Source organism: Microbacterium sp. G2-16M, assembly GCF_055809115.1.
Map to the genome: position 1 here is coordinate 2630306 of NZ_CM147897.1, position 15129 is coordinate 2645434.

14 protein-coding genes are annotated in these 15129 nt (G+C 72.6%); 10 read left to right on the forward strand and 4 right to left on the reverse strand.

The window, feature by feature from the left end; translation table 11 throughout:
• Nucleotides 1-43 precede the first annotated feature (43 nt).
• From lysS to AC0L6F_RS12495, 10 genes are all read left to right on the forward strand, one after another.
• Nucleotides 44-1573 (forward strand): lysine--tRNA ligase, encoded by a 1530-nt coding sequence (gene lysS / locus AC0L6F_RS12450; RefSeq protein WP_473538130.1) that lies wholly within the window; start codon nucleotides 44-46, stop codon nucleotides 1571-1573.
• A gap of 38 nt (nucleotides 1574-1611) precedes the next feature.
• Nucleotides 1612-1800: a hypothetical protein gene (locus AC0L6F_RS12455; RefSeq protein ID WP_259611037.1), complete on the forward strand. Its 189-nt coding sequence runs from the start codon at nucleotides 1612-1614 to the stop codon at nucleotides 1798-1800.
• A gap of 103 nt (nucleotides 1801-1903) precedes the next feature.
• On the forward strand, nucleotides 1904-3364 hold the full coding sequence (gene cls / locus AC0L6F_RS12460; protein WP_274636890.1) for a cardiolipin synthase: 1461 nt from the start codon (nucleotides 1904-1906) through the stop codon (nucleotides 3362-3364).
• Nucleotides 3365-3404: 40 nt separating this feature from the next.
• Nucleotides 3405-4946: a protoporphyrinogen/coproporphyrinogen oxidase gene (locus AC0L6F_RS12465; RefSeq protein ID WP_473538131.1), complete on the forward strand. Its 1542-nt coding sequence runs from the start codon at nucleotides 3405-3407 to the stop codon at nucleotides 4944-4946.
• 52 nt (nucleotides 4947-4998) lie between these two features.
• Complete coding sequence (locus AC0L6F_RS12470; protein ID WP_259611040.1) at nucleotides 4999-5361, forward strand: hypothetical protein; 363 nt, start codon at nucleotides 4999-5001, stop codon at nucleotides 5359-5361.
• 1 nt (nucleotide 5362) lies between these two features.
• Nucleotides 5363-5773, forward strand: coding sequence for a phage holin family protein (locus tag AC0L6F_RS12475; protein WP_274636892.1), 411 nt, complete (start codon nucleotides 5363-5365; stop codon nucleotides 5771-5773).
• A complete protein-coding gene (locus AC0L6F_RS12480) occupies nucleotides 5763-6041 on the forward strand; it encodes a hypothetical protein (RefSeq protein ID WP_259611041.1) in 279 nt (92 codons plus the stop codon). The genes AC0L6F_RS12475 and AC0L6F_RS12480 overlap by 11 nt, the downstream gene beginning before the upstream one ends.
• 229 nt (nucleotides 6042-6270) lie before the next feature.
• Nucleotides 6271-7080: a uroporphyrinogen-III synthase gene (locus tag AC0L6F_RS12485; protein WP_435526279.1), complete on the forward strand. Its 810-nt coding sequence runs from the start codon at nucleotides 6271-6273 to the stop codon at nucleotides 7078-7080.
• 10 nt (nucleotides 7081-7090) lie between these two features.
• Nucleotides 7091-8050, forward strand: coding sequence for a 2-phospho-L-lactate transferase (gene cofD / locus AC0L6F_RS12490; protein WP_259611043.1), 960 nt, complete (start codon nucleotides 7091-7093; stop codon nucleotides 8048-8050).
• A gap of 109 nt (nucleotides 8051-8159) precedes the next feature.
• Nucleotides 8160-9386, forward strand: a complete 1227-nt coding sequence (locus tag AC0L6F_RS12495) for an MFS transporter (RefSeq protein WP_473538133.1) — start codon at nucleotides 8160-8162, stop codon at nucleotides 9384-9386.
• Here AC0L6F_RS12495 and cofC read toward each other — a convergent pair.
• Genes cofC through cofG form a run of 4 tightly spaced genes read right to left on the reverse strand, consistent with a single transcriptional unit; the run spans nucleotide 9383 to nucleotide 15055 of the window.
• Nucleotides 9383-10039: a 2-phospho-L-lactate guanylyltransferase gene (cofC, locus tag AC0L6F_RS12500; RefSeq protein ID WP_473538134.1), complete on the reverse strand. Its 657-nt coding sequence runs from the start codon at nucleotides 10037-10039 to the stop codon at nucleotides 9383-9385. The genes AC0L6F_RS12495 and cofC overlap by 4 nt on opposite strands.
• 59 nt (nucleotides 10040-10098) lie before the next feature.
• Entirely contained in the window at nucleotides 10099-11106 is a 1008-nt protein-coding gene (gene fgd, locus AC0L6F_RS12505) for a glucose-6-phosphate dehydrogenase (coenzyme-F420) (protein WP_473540001.1), read from the reverse strand.
• A complete protein-coding gene (locus AC0L6F_RS12510; RefSeq protein WP_473538135.1) occupies nucleotides 11106-12557 on the reverse strand; it encodes a flavin-containing monooxygenase in 1452 nt (483 codons plus the stop codon). The genes fgd and AC0L6F_RS12510 overlap by 1 nt, the downstream gene beginning before the upstream one ends.
• Nucleotides 12554-15055 carry a 7,8-didemethyl-8-hydroxy-5-deazariboflavin synthase CofG gene (cofG, locus tag AC0L6F_RS12515; RefSeq protein WP_473538136.1) on the reverse strand — a complete coding sequence of 834 codons (2502 nt, stop codon included), beginning with the start codon at nucleotides 15053-15055 and terminating at the stop codon, nucleotides 12554-12556. The genes AC0L6F_RS12510 and cofG overlap by 4 nt, the downstream gene beginning before the upstream one ends.
• Nucleotides 15056-15129: the final 74 nt, after the last annotated feature.

A 15129-nucleotide genomic window follows, 5' to 3' on the forward strand; every position in this document is an offset into this window, starting at 1 on the left:
CGCGCCGATAGACTGGACGGCGACTTCCGAGGAGCCCCGCCGCATGACCGACACCCCCCGCACCGCACCGGCCGACGCGCCCGAGACGACCGAAGAGGACGTCATCGAGCAGAAGGCCGTGCGCATGGCCAAGCGCGAGCGGCTCATCGCCGAGCGGGCGGATGCCGCCGGTGGCGCGTATCCGGTGAGCGTGCCGGTCACCGACACCATCCCCGACCTGCGCGCCCGCTACGGCGACCTCGAGGCGGGGGCCGAGACGGGCGTCACCGCCGCGGTCGCCGGCCGGGTCGTGTTCAGCCGCAACACCGGCAAGCTGTGCTTCGCGTCGCTGCAGTCCGGCGACGGCAGCCGCATCCAGGCCATGGTGTCGCTGGCCGTCGTCGGCGAGGAGCAGCTCGCGCGCTGGAAGGAGCTGGTCGACCTCGGCGACCACGTCTACGTGCGCGGCCAGGTCATCTCCAGCCGCCGCGGCGAGCTGTCGATCATGGTCGAGGACTGGGCCATCGCGTCCAAGGCGCTGCTGCCGCTGCCGAACATGTACACCGAGCTCAACGAGGAGAGCCGTGTGCGCAGCCGGTACCTCGACCTGATCGTGCGCGAGCAGGCGCGCCAGACCGTGCGCGCCCGCGCCCAGGTCAACGCCAGCCTGCGCCGGACCTTCGCCGCGCACGACTTCATCGAGGTCGAGACGCCGATGCTGCAGATCCAGCACGGCGGGGCGTCGGCGCGCCCGTTCGTGACGCACTCGAACGCGTTCGACGCCGAGCTGTACCTGCGCATCGCTCCCGAGCTGTACCTGAAGCGCGCTGCCGTCGGCGGGATCGACCGGGTGTTCGAGATCAACCGCAACTTCCGCAACGAGGGCGCCGATTCCACCCACAGCCCCGAGTTCGCGATGCTCGAGGCCTACCAGGCGTACAGCGACTACAACGGCATCGCCGACCTCACGCAGGAGCTCGTGCAGAACGCTGCGATCGCCGTCGCCGGATCCACCACCGTCACCTGGGCCGACGGCACCGAATACGACCTGGGCGGCGACTGGGACCGCATCTCGATGTACGACTCGCTGAGCGCGGCATCCGGTGTCACCGTCACCCCGCAGACCTCCCTCGCCGAGCTGCGCGCGCTGGCCGACGCGCAGGGAGTGGACGAGCCGCCGCATCCCACCCACGGCAAGTGGGTCGAAGAGCTGTGGGAGCACTTCGTCAAGGGCGGGCTGACCCGTCCGACATTCGTGATGGACTTCCCGGTCGACACGAGCCCCCTGGTCCGCGAGCACCGGACGATCGCCGGCGTGGTGGAGAAGTGGGATCTGTACATTCGCGGCTTCGAGCTGGCCACCGGGTACTCCGAGCTGATCGACCCGGTCATCCAGCGAGAGCGGTTCGTCGCGCAGGCCACACTCGCCGCCGCCGGCGATGTCGAGGCGATGCGCATCGACGAGGAGTTCCTGCGGGCCATGGAGCACGGCATGCCCCCGATGGGCGGCATGGGCATGGGCATCGACCGGCTGCTGATGGCGATCACCGGCCTCGGCATCCGCGAGACGATCCTCTTCCCGCTGGTCAAGTAGCGGATCCGGTGCTCCGGCGGCGCCGGTACGATGGAGGCATGGACAACTTCTGGGTCGCCGCGTTCTGGTCGCTCATCCCGACCGTCGTGGTGCTGGGGCTGTTCCTGTTCATCCTGCGCTCGGTCGTGCGGATGGATCGCAACGAGCGCCGTACCTACGCCAAGGTCGAGGCGGAGGAGCGTGCCAAGCGGGGGATGCCGCCCGCCCCGCCCGCCTCCGAGCACTGACCCGCTCGACCCGCTCGATCCTCGCGACGCCTCCGCGGTGGGCGTCACGGCTGGCGGCGCGCGCCCGCTACGCTGGAGCGAGGATTCGCCGAGAGGGGGCCGGATGACGGCGTTCATCGCGACGTGGTGGCCGATCGTCATCCTGATCGTCGACATCGCCATCCGCATCGCCGCGGTGATCATCGTGCCGCGCAACCGCCGCCCGACCGCCGCGATGGCATGGCTGCTGGCCATCTACTTCATCCCCTTCGTCGGGGTGTTCCTGTTCCTGCTGATCGGGACCCCGCGGCTGCCGCGCAAGCGGCGTCGCAAGCAGGACGCGATCAACGACTACATCCGCGAGACCAGCGCGCACCTCGACTTCGGCACGCTGCGCCCGCATGCGCCGGACTGGTTCACCTCGACGGTCACGATGAACCGCACGCTCGGCGCCATGCCGCTGGCCGGCGACAACGACGCGCACCTCATCTCGGACTACGCCGCCAGCCTGGCGGCGATGGCGGGGGCCATCCGCCAGGCGAAGAAGTACGTGCACGTCGAGTTCTACATCCTGCAGGCGGATGCCGCGACCGACGACTTCTTCCGAGCGCTCGAAGAGGCCACGGCCCGCGGGGTGACCGTCCGGGTGCTGCTGGACCACTGGGCGAACCGCGGCAAGCCGCACTACCGGCGCACCCTGAAGCGGCTGACCGCGATGGGCGCGCACTGGCAGCTCATGCTCCCGGTCCAGCCGCTGCGCGGGAAATACCAGCGTCCCGACCTGCGCAACCACCGCAAGCTGCTGGTGGTGGACGGCGACGTCGCGTTCATGGGCTCGCAGAACGTGACCGACTCCACCTACAACCTGCGCAAGAACATCCGGCGCGGGCTGCACTGGGTGGACCTGATGGTGCGGATCGAGGGCCCGGTGGTGGCGTCGGTGAACGCCGTGTTCCTCTCGGACTGGTACAGCGAGACCGACGAGACGCTCGAGGACGAGGTCGAGCTGTTCGAGATCACCCCGAGCTCGGGCGACCTGGACTGCCAGATCGTGCCCAGCGGACCGGGCTTCCGATTCGAGAACAACCTGAAGCTGTTCCTCGCGCTGCTGTACTACGCGCAGCGCAAGGTCATCATGGTCAGCCCCTACTTCGTGCCCGACGAGGCGATGCTGCTGGCGGTGACCACCGCGTGCCACCGGGGGGTGGAGGTCGAGCTGTTCGTGTCCGAAGAGGGCGATCAGGCGATGGTCTACCACGCTCAGCGCAGCTACTACGAGGCGCTGCTGAAGGCGGGGGTGAAGATCTGGCTGTACCGGCGGCCGCTCATCCTGCACTCCAAGTCGATGACCGTCGACGACGAGGTCGCCATCATCGGCTCGAGCAACATGGACATGCGCTCGTTCGGTCTGAACCTGGAGATCTCGATGCTCGTGCGCGGCGCGGAGTTCGTCGCCGAGATGCGCCGGATCGAGGAGGAGTACCGTCAGCTCTCGCGCGAGCTGACCCTGGAGGAATGGATGCGGCAGCCGCTGCGCTCCACGGTGCTGGACAACATCGCACGCCTCACCTCCGCGCTCCAGTAGATCCCAGGCGGCGTCCGGGCCCGGATGGAAGGATGGACCCGTGGCATCGCATGAAGAGGATCCCGCGCCCACGGCCGGACCAGGCTCGGAGCCGATCCCGCTCGATCAGCTGGCCGATCAGGCCGGTGCCGTCCGGCTGGCCGTCGTCGGCGGAGGGATCGCCGGTCTCGTCGCCGCGCTGGAGTGCGCGAAAGTAGGGCTGTCGGTCACCGTGTACGAAGCAGCCGACCGGCTCGGCGGCACCGTGCGCACGGTCGACCTGGACGGGATCCCGGCCGACACCGGCGCCGACTCGTTCTCGGCACGCGGCGGTGCGGTGGCCGCGCTGGTGGCCGACCTCGGGCTGAGCGAGGCGGTGATCGCCCCGGTGACAGAGACGCGCTGGGTCAGCGGAATCGAGGGCGGGACGGATGCCGCCCCCCTGCCGGCGGACGCGGTCCTCGGCATCCCGGAGAACATGTTCGGCGACGAGGTGCGCCGGATCCTCGGCACCGGCGGCGCATGGCGGGCCTACCTCGACCGCCTCCGCCCGCCGCTGACCATCGGGCACGAACGGCGGCTGTCGACCCTGGTGCGCTCCCGGATGGGCGCGAAGGTGCTCGACCGCCTGGTCGCCCCGCTCACCGCGGGCGTGTTCGGGGCGCTGCCCGACGACATCGACGTCGACCTGGCCGCCCCCGGCCTGAACGCCGCGCTCACCCGTGCCGGCTCGCTGTCCGGCGCGGTCGCGATCGTGCGCGGCGACACGTCTCGGCAGTCCGGCGCGGGATCGATGGCCGGCGGGATGTCGCGGCTCGTCGACGCGCTGGCCGCCCGGCTGGACGACCTCGGTGCGGACGTGCGGGTCGGCGTCACGGTCTCGGCGCTCGAGGCCGCCGGCGCGTCGTCCGGTGCGGGATGGATCGTGCACACATCCTCGGACGAGTTCGACACCACCGACGAGGCGCCCCCGCCGGAGCGGTTCGACGCGGTGATCCTCGCGGTGCCCGAGCGCGAGGCCCGGCGTCTGCTCGAACCGATCGTGCCCGGCCTGCCGGCCGCGGCGCCGGCCGGCACCCCGGTCGAGACCGTCACCCTCGTCCTGGACGCACCCGAGCTGGACGCCCGCCCCCGCGGCGCCGAAGTGGTCGCCGCACCGGGGTCCCGCGCCGCCTCGGGTGCGCTGCACCTGACCGCCAAGTGGGCGATCCCCGCCGCCGGCGGACGGCACCTCGTGCGGGTCGCGTTCGGCGGACCCGGCATGCCGCCGCCCACCGCCGGGATGGACGAGGCGGAGGCCGCGGAGCTCGCGCGGACCGAGGCATCCGCGCTGTTCGGCGTCGCCCTGCGGCCGGAGCAGGTGCGGGCCTTCGACCGGGCCCGCTTCACGCTCGCCCCGCCCCGGGCCCTGATGGGCCGCACCGCCGCCGCCGACCGGGTGCGCAGCGCGGTCGAAGCCCTGCCGCGCCTGGCGGCGACCGGCGCCTGGCTGTCCGGGAGCGGGCTCGCACAGGTCGTCCCGGATGCCGCGGCCACTGCCGACCGGCTGCGCCGCCGTGCCCTGTTCGGCGAGAAGCCCTCGTCTTCAGGGGTGGATGCCTGAAATGGAATACAGCGTTACCCTGGGGTGGACACCAACCGTGAGGAGAGACCTGATGCGGGGAAAAGTCGGACTTGTGATCGGACTGGCTGCGGGATATGTCCTGGGCGCGCGGGCAGGTCGTGAGCGCTACGAGCAGATCAAGGAACAGGCCGAGCGGGTCTGGGAGCTTCCCGCGGTGCAGAAGCAGGTGGATCGGGCCAAGGACTTCGGCAAGTCCGCCGTGATGGCGCTGCCGAACGCGCTGTGGGACGGCGCGGTCAAGGTGACGCGCGCGGCGAGCTCGCGCGGCACGGCGGGTGAGCGGGTGGATGCCGCGGTCCGCGCCGGCACGCGGTCGGGCGACGACGTCGCCCGGGCCGCCCAGACGACGGCGGACGAGGTCAAGGACGCGCTCCGCGACCGCGATGGGAGCTGAGATGACCACTCCACGCGGCTTCCGCGACCGCGCCGATGACGGGTTCCTGACCCTTCTGGGCGATCTGCCCGAGTTGATCCGCAACCTCGTTGTCGCCGAGATCGACGCAGCCAAGGCGTGGGTCGCGAAGACCGCGAAGGATGCCGGGTTCGGCGCGGGATGGATGGTCGTCGCGCTGTTCTTCCTGTTCTGGTCGGTTCCCGTGTTCGGCACGTTCCTGATCGCCGGCCTGTCGTCGTGGTGGCCGGTCTGGCTGTCGGCGATCGTCGTGTTCGGGATCATGATCGTGATCACCGCGGTGTTCGCCCTGCTCGGCCTGCTGCGGTTCCGCCGGCTCACCAGGCGCGAGAATCCGGGCCAGGCCGTCGCCCGTGACGTGAAGATCGTGAAGGATGTGGCCGATGAGTTCTGAGACCGACGTCCCGGTGCCGCGCACGGCGGTGTCCCTCGGGATCGACGACCCCGTCGAACGCGCGCGCGCCGAGTTGAAGGCGGCGCTGGCGGCGATCGAAGAGAAGGCGAATGTGCCCAAGCGCATCTCGCGCGCCGCCGAGCGCGGCGCGGCCGATGCCCGGACCTTCGCCCGGAAGAACCCGGCGATGGCGGTGGTCGCTGTGGCCGGGGTCGCCACGGCGGTGGGACTGACCGTGTGGGGTCTGGTCCGGCTCTACACCCGCTGAGATCCGGCGGCCCGCACGGCCTGTGCCGGACGCTCCGGGAGGCGCTCAGGTAGGAGCACGGCCCGGGCGGGGGTATGCTCGGTGGCTAGGCAGTGGCAATGGTGCGAGTGCTGCCGACGGCGCGAACCCGAAACGCGCAGATGCGCGCCGGGGTCGAATGCGCCTGTCGGTTGCTCGAACACGGGGCGGCCGACGTCATTATCCGTGAGCCGACCCTGAACACCACATGATGAACACAGCCCACCCGCATACCGGCGCCATCGTCGCCAAGCCCCTGACCGGATGGCGCGTCCTCGTGCCCCGCGGGGGCCCGTGGGGCGATGGCGTCGCCGCCACGCTGCGTGCGCAGGGGGCTGTTCCGGTCGTGGCGCCGCTGATCAACTTCGCCCCGACCGAGGATCTCGCCGGGCTCGAGCAGGCGCTCGCCGACCTCGGCGACGGCCGGTTCGACTGGCTCACCCTGACCAGTGCCACCACCGTGGACGTGCTGTACGCGTACCGCGCGGTGATCCCTGCCTCCACGCGGGTCGCGGCGGTGGGCGAGACCACGGCGGCGGCGCTGCAGGCGGTGGGCTACCGGGTCGACCTGGTGCCGGAGAAGGACAACTCGGCTGCCGGGATGGCCGACGAGATGATCGCGCTCGAGCCCGACCCCAAGCGCATCCTCACCCTCCGCAGCGAGATCGCCAAGCCGGTGCTGACCAAGCGGCTGATCGCCGCCGGTCACGATGTGCGCTCGGTCGTGGCCTACCGCACGGTCGGGGTGCCGGTGACCGAGCGCATCGCGCGGGACGTCGCCAACGGCCGGATCAACGCGATCCTGGTCACCAGCGGCTCGGTCGCCCAGCAGGTGCGCGAGCAGTTCGCCGACATCCCGGACGAGACGGTGATCGCCGCGATCGGACCGCGCACCGCGAAGGACGCCCGCCGGGTCGGGCTCACCGTCGACGTGGTCGCCCCTCGGCAGACCGTGGACGACCTGATCGACGCCGTCTCGTCGCTGCCGCTGCCCCATGCCAGCGACGAATTCCACCTCTGAGCGGCTGCCCGTGACATCCGCCCGCGTCGTGGTCCTGGCCGGCGGCGTGGGCGGCGCGAAGTTCCTGCTCGGCGTCCGCGCGGCGCTCGCGTCCACGAGCGCCGATCCCGCCACCGCCGTCGTGAACACCGGCGACGACCTGTGGCTGTCCGGCGTGCGCCTGCAGCCGGACGTCGACTCGATCCTCTACGCGCTGGCCGGGCAGAACGACACCGCCCGCGGCTGGGGTCGGTCCGGCGACACCGAGCGGGTGAACGCCGAGCTGCAGGAGTGGGGCGCCGGATGGCCCTGGTTCACGCTCGGCGACCTCGACCTGGGCACCCACCTGGCGCGCACCGGCTGGCTGCGCGACGGGATGTCGGTGACACAGGTCGTCCAGCAGCTGTCGCGTCGCTGGCCGCTGGGCGTGCGGATGCTGCCGATGACCGACAGCGAGGTCGACACGCACGTCCTGCTGGCGGACGGGCGGCGGATGCACTTCCAGGAGTGGTGGACGCGGCACCGCGCCGCCCTCGCCCCGCGGGCGTTCGAGAATCCCGGGATCGACCGGGCCACACCGGCCCCGGGCGTGCGCGAGGCGATCGCCGCGGCCGACGTCGTGGTGCTCGCGCCGTCGAACCCGGTCGTCTCGATCGGGCCGATCCTGGCGGTCCCGGGCCTGCGCGACGCCCTGCGGGCCACCCGCGCCCGCGTGGTCGGGGTCTCGGGCATCATCGGCGGACGCGTCGTCCGCGGCATGGCCGACGTGTGCCTGACGGCGATCGGCGTGGACACCCGCACCGATGCCGTCGCCGCGCACTACGGCGCGCGCGCCGACGGAGGGCTGCTGGACGCCTGGGTCATGGCCGAGGAGGACGCCGCCCTCGCCCCGGCGGTCTCGGCCCTCGGCATCCGCGCGGTCGTCGCGCCGCTGTGGATGACGGACGTCGAGGCGTCCGCCGCGATCGCGACGGCCGCGCTGAACGCGTGACGACCGTCACCGGGCGACGTCGCGCCGCACCGAAACCCGCCGGCCGGGGAATGGCGCGTGCGGCATCGCGTTGTCGTTCGATAGATCTCGAACTGTGGGGGAGTCCATTGTGAGCGTCACCCGCTCTGAAGCCGAGGCGCGCACGGCCGCATCGGCACGCACCGGCGTCCTCGGCAACCGCTTCGGATTCGTGCTGGCCATCGCCGCGCAGATCCTGATGCTGGCCGGTGCCAGTGCGCCCTCGCCCTTCTACCCGGTGCTGGCCGACCGCATCGGCTTCGGCACGTCCGTGATCGGCACGGTGTTCGCCGTCTACGCGGTCACCCTGCTGCTGACCCTGCTGACGGCGGGCTCGCTGTCCGACTACATCGGGCGGCGCCCGGTGGCGATCGCCGGCTTCGTCGTCCTGGCCGGCAGCATGGTGCTGTTCTGGCATGCCGACAGTGTGACGATGCTGGTCCTCGCCCGCGCCGTGCAGGGTCTGGCCAGCGGGCTGCTCATCTCGGCGCTGTCGGCGACCGCACTCGACTTCGCCCCCGCGCACCGCCCCGGTCTCGCCGCCCTGTGGAACGCACTCGCACCGGGCATCGGCCTCGCACTCGGAGCGCTCGTCTCCGGGATCGCGCTCGAGGTGGCAGACGCCGCGCTCGCCGACGTGTTCTTGTCGCTGACGGCGACCTACCTCGTGGTGGCGGCGCTGTTCGCCACCGTGCCCGAGACGTCGCCGGGCCGCACCGGCGCATGGGGGTCGCTGCGGTTCCGGCTGTCGGTGCCCGCCGCGATCCGGGCCGACTTCTGGTGGTCGGCGCCGGCGATCGTCGCCGGGTGGGCGACCGGCGGGCTGTTCTTGTCGCTCGGCGCGAACATCGTGCGCCAGCAGCCGGGTGGGACGACCCACCTCTGGCAGGCCCTGCCCGTCGTGGTGCTGGCCGGCGTCGGAGCGCTGGCGGCGTTCCTGCTGCGTCGGCGCGCGCCGCGCACCTCGCTGATCGTCGGCACGGCCGCGCTGGCCGCCGGCACGACCCTGTCGCTGGTCGCGCTCGCGTTCGGATCGCTCTGGTTCTACCTGGGCGCCGTCGCCGTCACGGGCACGGGGTTCGGCACGGCGTTCTCCGGTGTGCTCGGGTCTCTGACGCCCCGCATCCCCGCCGCCGAACGCGCCGACACGTTCGCGGTCATCTTCCTGCTCGCGTATCTGTCGTTCGGTGTGCCGTCGGTGCTTGCGGGAATGCTCGTGCCCGTGGCCGGCCTGAGCGCCGTGTGCGTCGGCTACGGCGTGGTCGTCATCCTGCTGGCGGTGACGGCGCTCGTGCTGCGCGTCCGCCGTCCGGATTAGAGTTCCGCCGCGTCTCGGCGTCCCGTGAACACGGCCGCGGTGCGCGGCCCGAGCCCGAGACCGGCCGCCGCCTCGAGCTGATCGACGGTGTCGATGTCGCGACGCAGCGAGGCGGGGGCATCCATCACGACGCACCCGAGCGCCACATGCCGTGCGAGCGAGCCCTCGCCGAAGGCCGACTCCCACGCCACCCCCGTGCGCGCCGTGACCAGCGTCGAGCCGGTGGCTTCGGCATCCGGCACCACCGCACGATCGACGGATGCCGCGGCCCGCAGCGCGGCGGCCAGGTCCGTGCCGCGCAGGGCGGGCAGGTCGCCCAGCAGTGCGGCCCGGTGCACGTTCGGCAGAGCGGCCACGGCCGCAGTGATGCCGGCCGCGATCGCGGCGTTCAGGCCGCGCCGCTCGCCCTCGGGCACGACCGTGGCACCCAGGGCACGGGCGGCCGCGCGGATGTCGTCGTCGTCGGTCACCACCCACACCGCGCATACCCCGCAGGTGGCCGCTATCGTGTCCAGGGCGATCGCGCGGGCAAGCGCCGCACGGTCCCGGCCGGCCGCGGACAGCCGTGACTTGCCGTGTGCGGCGTGCTTGACCGGGATGACGACGGTCCACCCCGTGCAGAACTCCGGAGTCTTCTCAGTGTTATCGTGCACATCTCCCCCGGGGCACCGTGTTCACGTCAACACTCCGGAGTTCTGCACGCGCGCCCGACTCACGACCGGTACTTCGCGCGCAGGCGCGGCAGGATCTCGGCGCCGTACATCCGCAGGAACTCCTCCTGGTCGGCGCCCGGGTCGTGGAAGACCAAGTGCCGGAAGCCGAGCTCGATGTACCGGCCGATCTGCTCGACGTGCTCGTCCGGGTCGGTGGAGACGATGAACCGCGAAGCGACCCGCTCGATCGGCAGTTCGGCGGCCAGCCGCTGCATCTCGATCGGGTCGTGCACGTCCCGCTTCTCCTCCGGCGACAGCGCCAGCGGCGCCCAGAACCGGGTCTTCTCCAACGCGGTGTCACGGTCGGGGTGGTACGAGACCTTGACCTCCATCAGCGTGTCGACGTCGGCGGCCGCCCGGCCCGCCTTGCCCAGGCCGTCGTGCAGGGCGGGCAGCAGCGTGTCGGTGTACAGCGCGGGATCCTTGCCGCTCGTGGTGATGTAGCCGTCGGCGATCCGCCCGGCCAGCCGGGTGGCGGCAGGTCCCGAGGCGCCGATGTAGATCGGCACCTCGTGCTCCGGGCGGTCGTAGACCGTGGCATCCGTCACCTGCCAGAACGTGCCGTCGAAGCTGACCCGCTCGCCCGCCCACAGGGCGCGGATCAGCGTGATCGCCTCCTTCAGCCGCTGGAAGCGCTCGGGCGGGTCGGGCCAGTCCAGCCCCAGAGTCACCTCGTTCAGCGCCTCGCCGGTGCCGACGCCGAGGATCACCCGGTCGGGGTAGAGGACGCCGAGCGTCGCAAACGCCTGCGCGATCACGGCGGGGTGGTAGCGGAACGTGGGGGTCAGCACCGAGGTGCCGATCAGCACCCGCGAGGTTCGTGCGCCCAGCGCCCCGAGCCACGGCAGGGCGGCGGGGGCGTGCCCGCCTTCGTGCATCCACGGCTGGAAGTGGTCGGAGAGGAAGACCGAGTCGAACCCCATCTCCTCGGCGAGCACGCCGAACCGCAGCAGCTCGGTCGGACCGAACTGCTCGCTGGAGGCCTTGTAGCCGAATCGCAGTGTCATCATGCGCCTTTCTCCACCGGGACGGGCAGGAACTCGGAACCGGATGCCGCGGCCAGCCGCGCCCGGAAGGCGTCGACCGTGCCCGGCCAGAGCAGGGTGAGGCGCCCGGACCGCTCGTCGACGTACCAGTTGCGGCATCCGCCGGCCAGCCAGGGGGTGGATGCCGCTGCGCGGTCGATCTCGGCGGTGTAGGCGGTCTCGGCGTCGGGGTCCACCCGCAGCACGCCCCGCCGGTTCGCGAGCGTGCGAGCCGTGTACCCGGCCTGGGCCTCCATCATCAGCACCGACGAGTTGTGGCCGAGCGATGCGTTGGGCCCGTCGAGCACGAACAGGTTGGGGAAGCCGGCGACCACGGTCGAGCCGAACGAGGTCATGCCGCGGTCCCAGTGCTCGGCGAGCGTGCCGGCCTCGCCGTGCACCAGCTCGGCGTACGGCTGGCGGGTCGACTGGAACCCGGTGGCCAGCACCAGCGCGTCCACGTCGTGCCGGGCGCCGGACGCGGAGACGAGCGTGTGGCCGGCGACGGCGGCGAGGGCGGACGGCTCCAGTCGCACAGCGCCGGAGGCCAGCGCCGGGTAGAACGTGTCCGACAGCAGCACCCGCTTGCAGCCGAACGCGTAGTCCGGGGTCAGGGCCGCGCGCAGCGCGGGGTTGGACACCTGGGCGTGCAGATGGGTCAGCGCGACGGCGCGGGCGGCGGCCGCGGCATCCGCATCGCCGGAACGCGACGCATACCGCGCCTCGCCCTCGCGGTAGAGCTCGTCGCGCAGCCGGGCCAGCGCGTCGGGATGCGCGGCGAACGTCGCCTGCTCGGCGGGGGTGTAGGGGCGGTCCTCACGCGGGACGATCCAGGCCGGCGTGCGCTGGAACAGGGTCACGTCGGCGGTGCGGGCCAGCTGCGGCACCAGCTGGACGGCCGAGGCGCCGGTGCCGATCACGCCGACGCGCGCGCCGTCGAGCGCGGCCCGGTGATCCCACCGGGCCGAGTGGAACATCGGCCCGGGGAAGGACTCCAGCCCCGGGATGTCGGGGACCCGCGGCTCGGTGAGCCGGCCGCATGCGAGGACCAGGGCGTCGGCGGTGAGCTGCCCCGGGCGGGCGCCGCCGGTGCGGATGCGCCAGGCGCCGGCATCCCATCGCGCGTCCAGCATCGGGGTCTCCAGCCAGGGCGCGATGCGCTCGGCGGCGGCCACGTGCTCGAGGTAGGCGCGGATCTCGTCGCCGCGCGCGAACACCCCCGACCAGCGGGGATTCGGGTGACCGGCGAACCCGTACAGGTGGCTGGGCACGTCGCACGCGACCCCCGGATAGGTGTTGTCGCGCCAGGTGCCGCCGAGGGATGCCGCCCGCTCGAGCACGACGACGTCCTCGATGCCCTGCGCGCGCAGCGCCATGACCGCGGCCAGGCCCGCGAAGCCGGCCCCGACGACCACCACCTCGGCGTGCGTCATCGGGTCGCCTCGCGGTAGTCCGTGGTCCGGCGGCGGAACGGCCGGAACAGGTGCGCGCCCAGGGCCGCGGCATCCGCCACCGGCAGCTCGCTGCCGTGCTCGACGCCCGCCTTCGGCAGGACGCGCCCGTCCAGCAGGGCGCCGCCGAGGTCGTCGCCGCCGGACTGCAGCAGGGTGCGGGCGGCGTCCCGCCCGACCCGCGGCCACGGGACCTGGATGTGCGGGATGCTGCCGCTGAGCAGCAGCCGCGACACGGCGACCATCGCCCGGTGCTCGTCGATCGGCGCACGGCCGGGCACCAGCGGCACGCCGCCGGCCCCGTGCGGTGCGGCGGCGGGCGGTGCGGCCCCGTGCGGGGTGGCCCCGTGCGGTGCGGCGGCGGGCGGTGTGGCGGCGGGCGGTAGCGGGATCGGGACGAACTCGGCGAAGCCACCGGTCTCATCCTGGATGCGGCGCAGCATCCGCAGGTGGGCGATGCGCTCCGCGGCGGTCTCGACGTGCCCGTAGAACAGCACGCTCGTCGACGGCAGGCCGGCGCGGTGGGCGGCCGTGATCGCCTCGACCCATCGGTCGATCTCGAGGTCGCCGGGCGCGACCAGGCCGCGCACCCGTTCGCTGAGCACCTTGACCCCGGTGCCGGGCACGCTGCCGACGCCGGCGTCGCGCAGCGCGTGCAGGGCCGCGTCCAGCCCGAGGCCGGAGCGTTCGGCGAAGTCCCAGACGTCCTGCGGCCGGTACGCGTGCAGGTGCAGGTGCGGGGCCGCCCGCCGGGCGGCGCGGACGATGTCGAGGTAGCTCGCCGGGTCCGCGGCATCCGGCACCCGCCCCTGGATGCACAGCTCGGTGGCGCCCAGCTCCCACGCGTCGGCGGCGATCGCGCCCACCTCGTCGAGGGTGAACGTCGCCGGGTCGGCGTCGGGCGCGGACCGGAACCCGGTCGTGGTGAGATTGCGGTTCACGACGAGGCTGACCGCCTCGCCCACCGTGTACCGGCGGACGTCGTCCGCGGTCGCGGTGAGGGCATCCAGGTCGGCGCCGGTCGCGGTCAGCAGGGCCGCCCACTGTGCGTCGTCGAGGGCGAGCGGGTCCGACGCCGCGGTCTCGGCGAGGCGGGGCACGTCGTCGAGCCGTGCAGAACTCCGGAGATCCGCGCCGATTCGGGCCGATTCCGGCGTGGCGGGCGCCGCAGCGCGCGATCCTCCGGAGTTCTGCACGCGATCGGTTCGGGTGCCGGCGGCGGGGAGAGGGGATGCCGCGGCGGATTCCGCCCGCGCCAGCCCGGTCTGCTCGTCGGCCAGCGCCGCGACGGCGTCGTGCAGCTCCGGGTCGATCCAGGCGTCAGCATCCCGCACGTACTCGGGGTGCGCGGTGAGCCGCTCGCGCAGCGCGAAGCCGAGCTCGGCGGTGCGGGCGGCGAGCTTGTCCAGCGCCGGCCAGGGGCGCTCCGGGTTGACGTGGTCGGCGGTCAGCGGCGAGACACCGCCCCAGTCGTCGGCGCCCGCGCGGACCAGCAGCGCGAGCTCGGCGGCATCCGACAGGTTCGGCGGCACCTGGATCCGCATGCGCGGCCCCATCACCAGCCGGGCCACCGCGATGGCGGCGAGGTACTCGCGCAGCTCGGCATCGGGGGCGCCGCGCATCGCGGTGCCCGGCTTGGCGCGGAAGTTCTGCACGATCACCTCCTGCACGTGCCCGTGGCGCTCGTGCAGCTCGCGCAGCGCGATGAGCGACTCGGCGCGGTCCTGCAGCGTCTCGCCGATGCCGACGAGGATGCCTGTGGTGAACGGGATCCCGGCGGCTCCGGCATCCTCGATCACCTGCAGTCGCACCGCCGGGTCCTTGTCCGGCGAGCCGTAGTGGACCTGGCCCGCTTCGGCGAACAGCCGCCGCGAGGTCGTCTCGAGCATCATGCCCATGGAGGGGGCCGTGGGGCGCAGCACGTCGAGCTCGGCGCGCGACATCACGCCGGGGTTCAGATGTGCGAGCATCCCGGTCTCGGCCGTGATCAGCCGTGCGATGGCGCCGACGTACTCGAGGGTGGACGCGTAGCCGTGCTCGTCCAGCCAGGCGCGGGCTTCGGGCCACCGGTCCTCGGGCCGGTCGCCGAGCGTGATCAGCGCTTCCTTGCAGCCCTTCGCCTGCGCCTGCCGCACGACGTGCAGCACCTGCTCGGGCGACATGTAGGCCGGCTTGTGCAGCTTTGCCAGCTGACCCGGCGTGTCCACGAAGACGCAGTAGTGGCAGCGGTCGCGACACAGCGTCGTCAGCGGGACGAACGCCTTACGCGAGTAGGTGATGACCCCGGGCCGCCCGGCTGCGGCGAGGCCCTCGTCACGGACGGATGCCGCCAGCTCGAGCAGTCGCTCGAAGTCGGCGCCGTCCACCTGCAGGAGGGATTCGGCCTGGTCTGCGTCCAACCGCGCGCCCGCCGCCGCGGCCGCGAGGGCCGACGCGGGTGCGGGCAGGTCGCGCGCGGGAGCGGGCTCGATCAGCGTCACCGTCCCAGTCTCGCACCGCCGCGCCTCGCCCCCTCCCCTTGCGTCGAAATCGTACGATTTGGCCTAGTGCACAT

Bases quoted from the DNA above. Each gene is read 5' to 3' on its own strand.
- AC0L6F_RS12480 (WP_259611041.1), top strand. From the start codon at position 5,763: ATGAGTTCTGAGACCGACGTCCCGGTGCCGCGCACGGCGGTGTCCCTC.
- fgd (WP_473540001.1), bottom strand. From the start codon at position 11,106: ATGACACTGCGATTCGGCTACAAGGCCTCCAGCGAGCAGTTCGGTCCG.
- AC0L6F_RS12455 (WP_259611037.1), top strand. From the start codon at position 1,612: ATGGACAACTTCTGGGTCGCCGCGTTCTGGTCGCTCATCCCGACCGTC.
- AC0L6F_RS12475 (WP_274636892.1), top strand. From the start codon at position 5,363: ATGACCACTCCACGCGGCTTCCGCGACCGCGCCGATGACGGGTTCCTG.
- lysS (WP_473538130.1), top strand. From the start codon at position 44: ATGACCGACACCCCCCGCACCGCACCGGCCGACGCGCCCGAGACGACC.
- AC0L6F_RS12510 (WP_473538135.1), bottom strand. From the start codon at position 12,557: ATGACGCACGCCGAGGTGGTGGTCGTCGGGGCCGGCTTCGCGGGCCTG.
- AC0L6F_RS12470 (WP_259611040.1), top strand. From the start codon at position 4,999: ATGCGGGGAAAAGTCGGACTTGTGATCGGACTGGCTGCGGGATATGTC.
- AC0L6F_RS12485 (WP_435526279.1), top strand. From the start codon at position 6,271: ATGAACACAGCCCACCCGCATACCGGCGCCATCGTCGCCAAGCCCCTG.
- cls (WP_274636890.1), top strand. From the start codon at position 1,904: ATGACGGCGTTCATCGCGACGTGGTGGCCGATCGTCATCCTGATCGTC.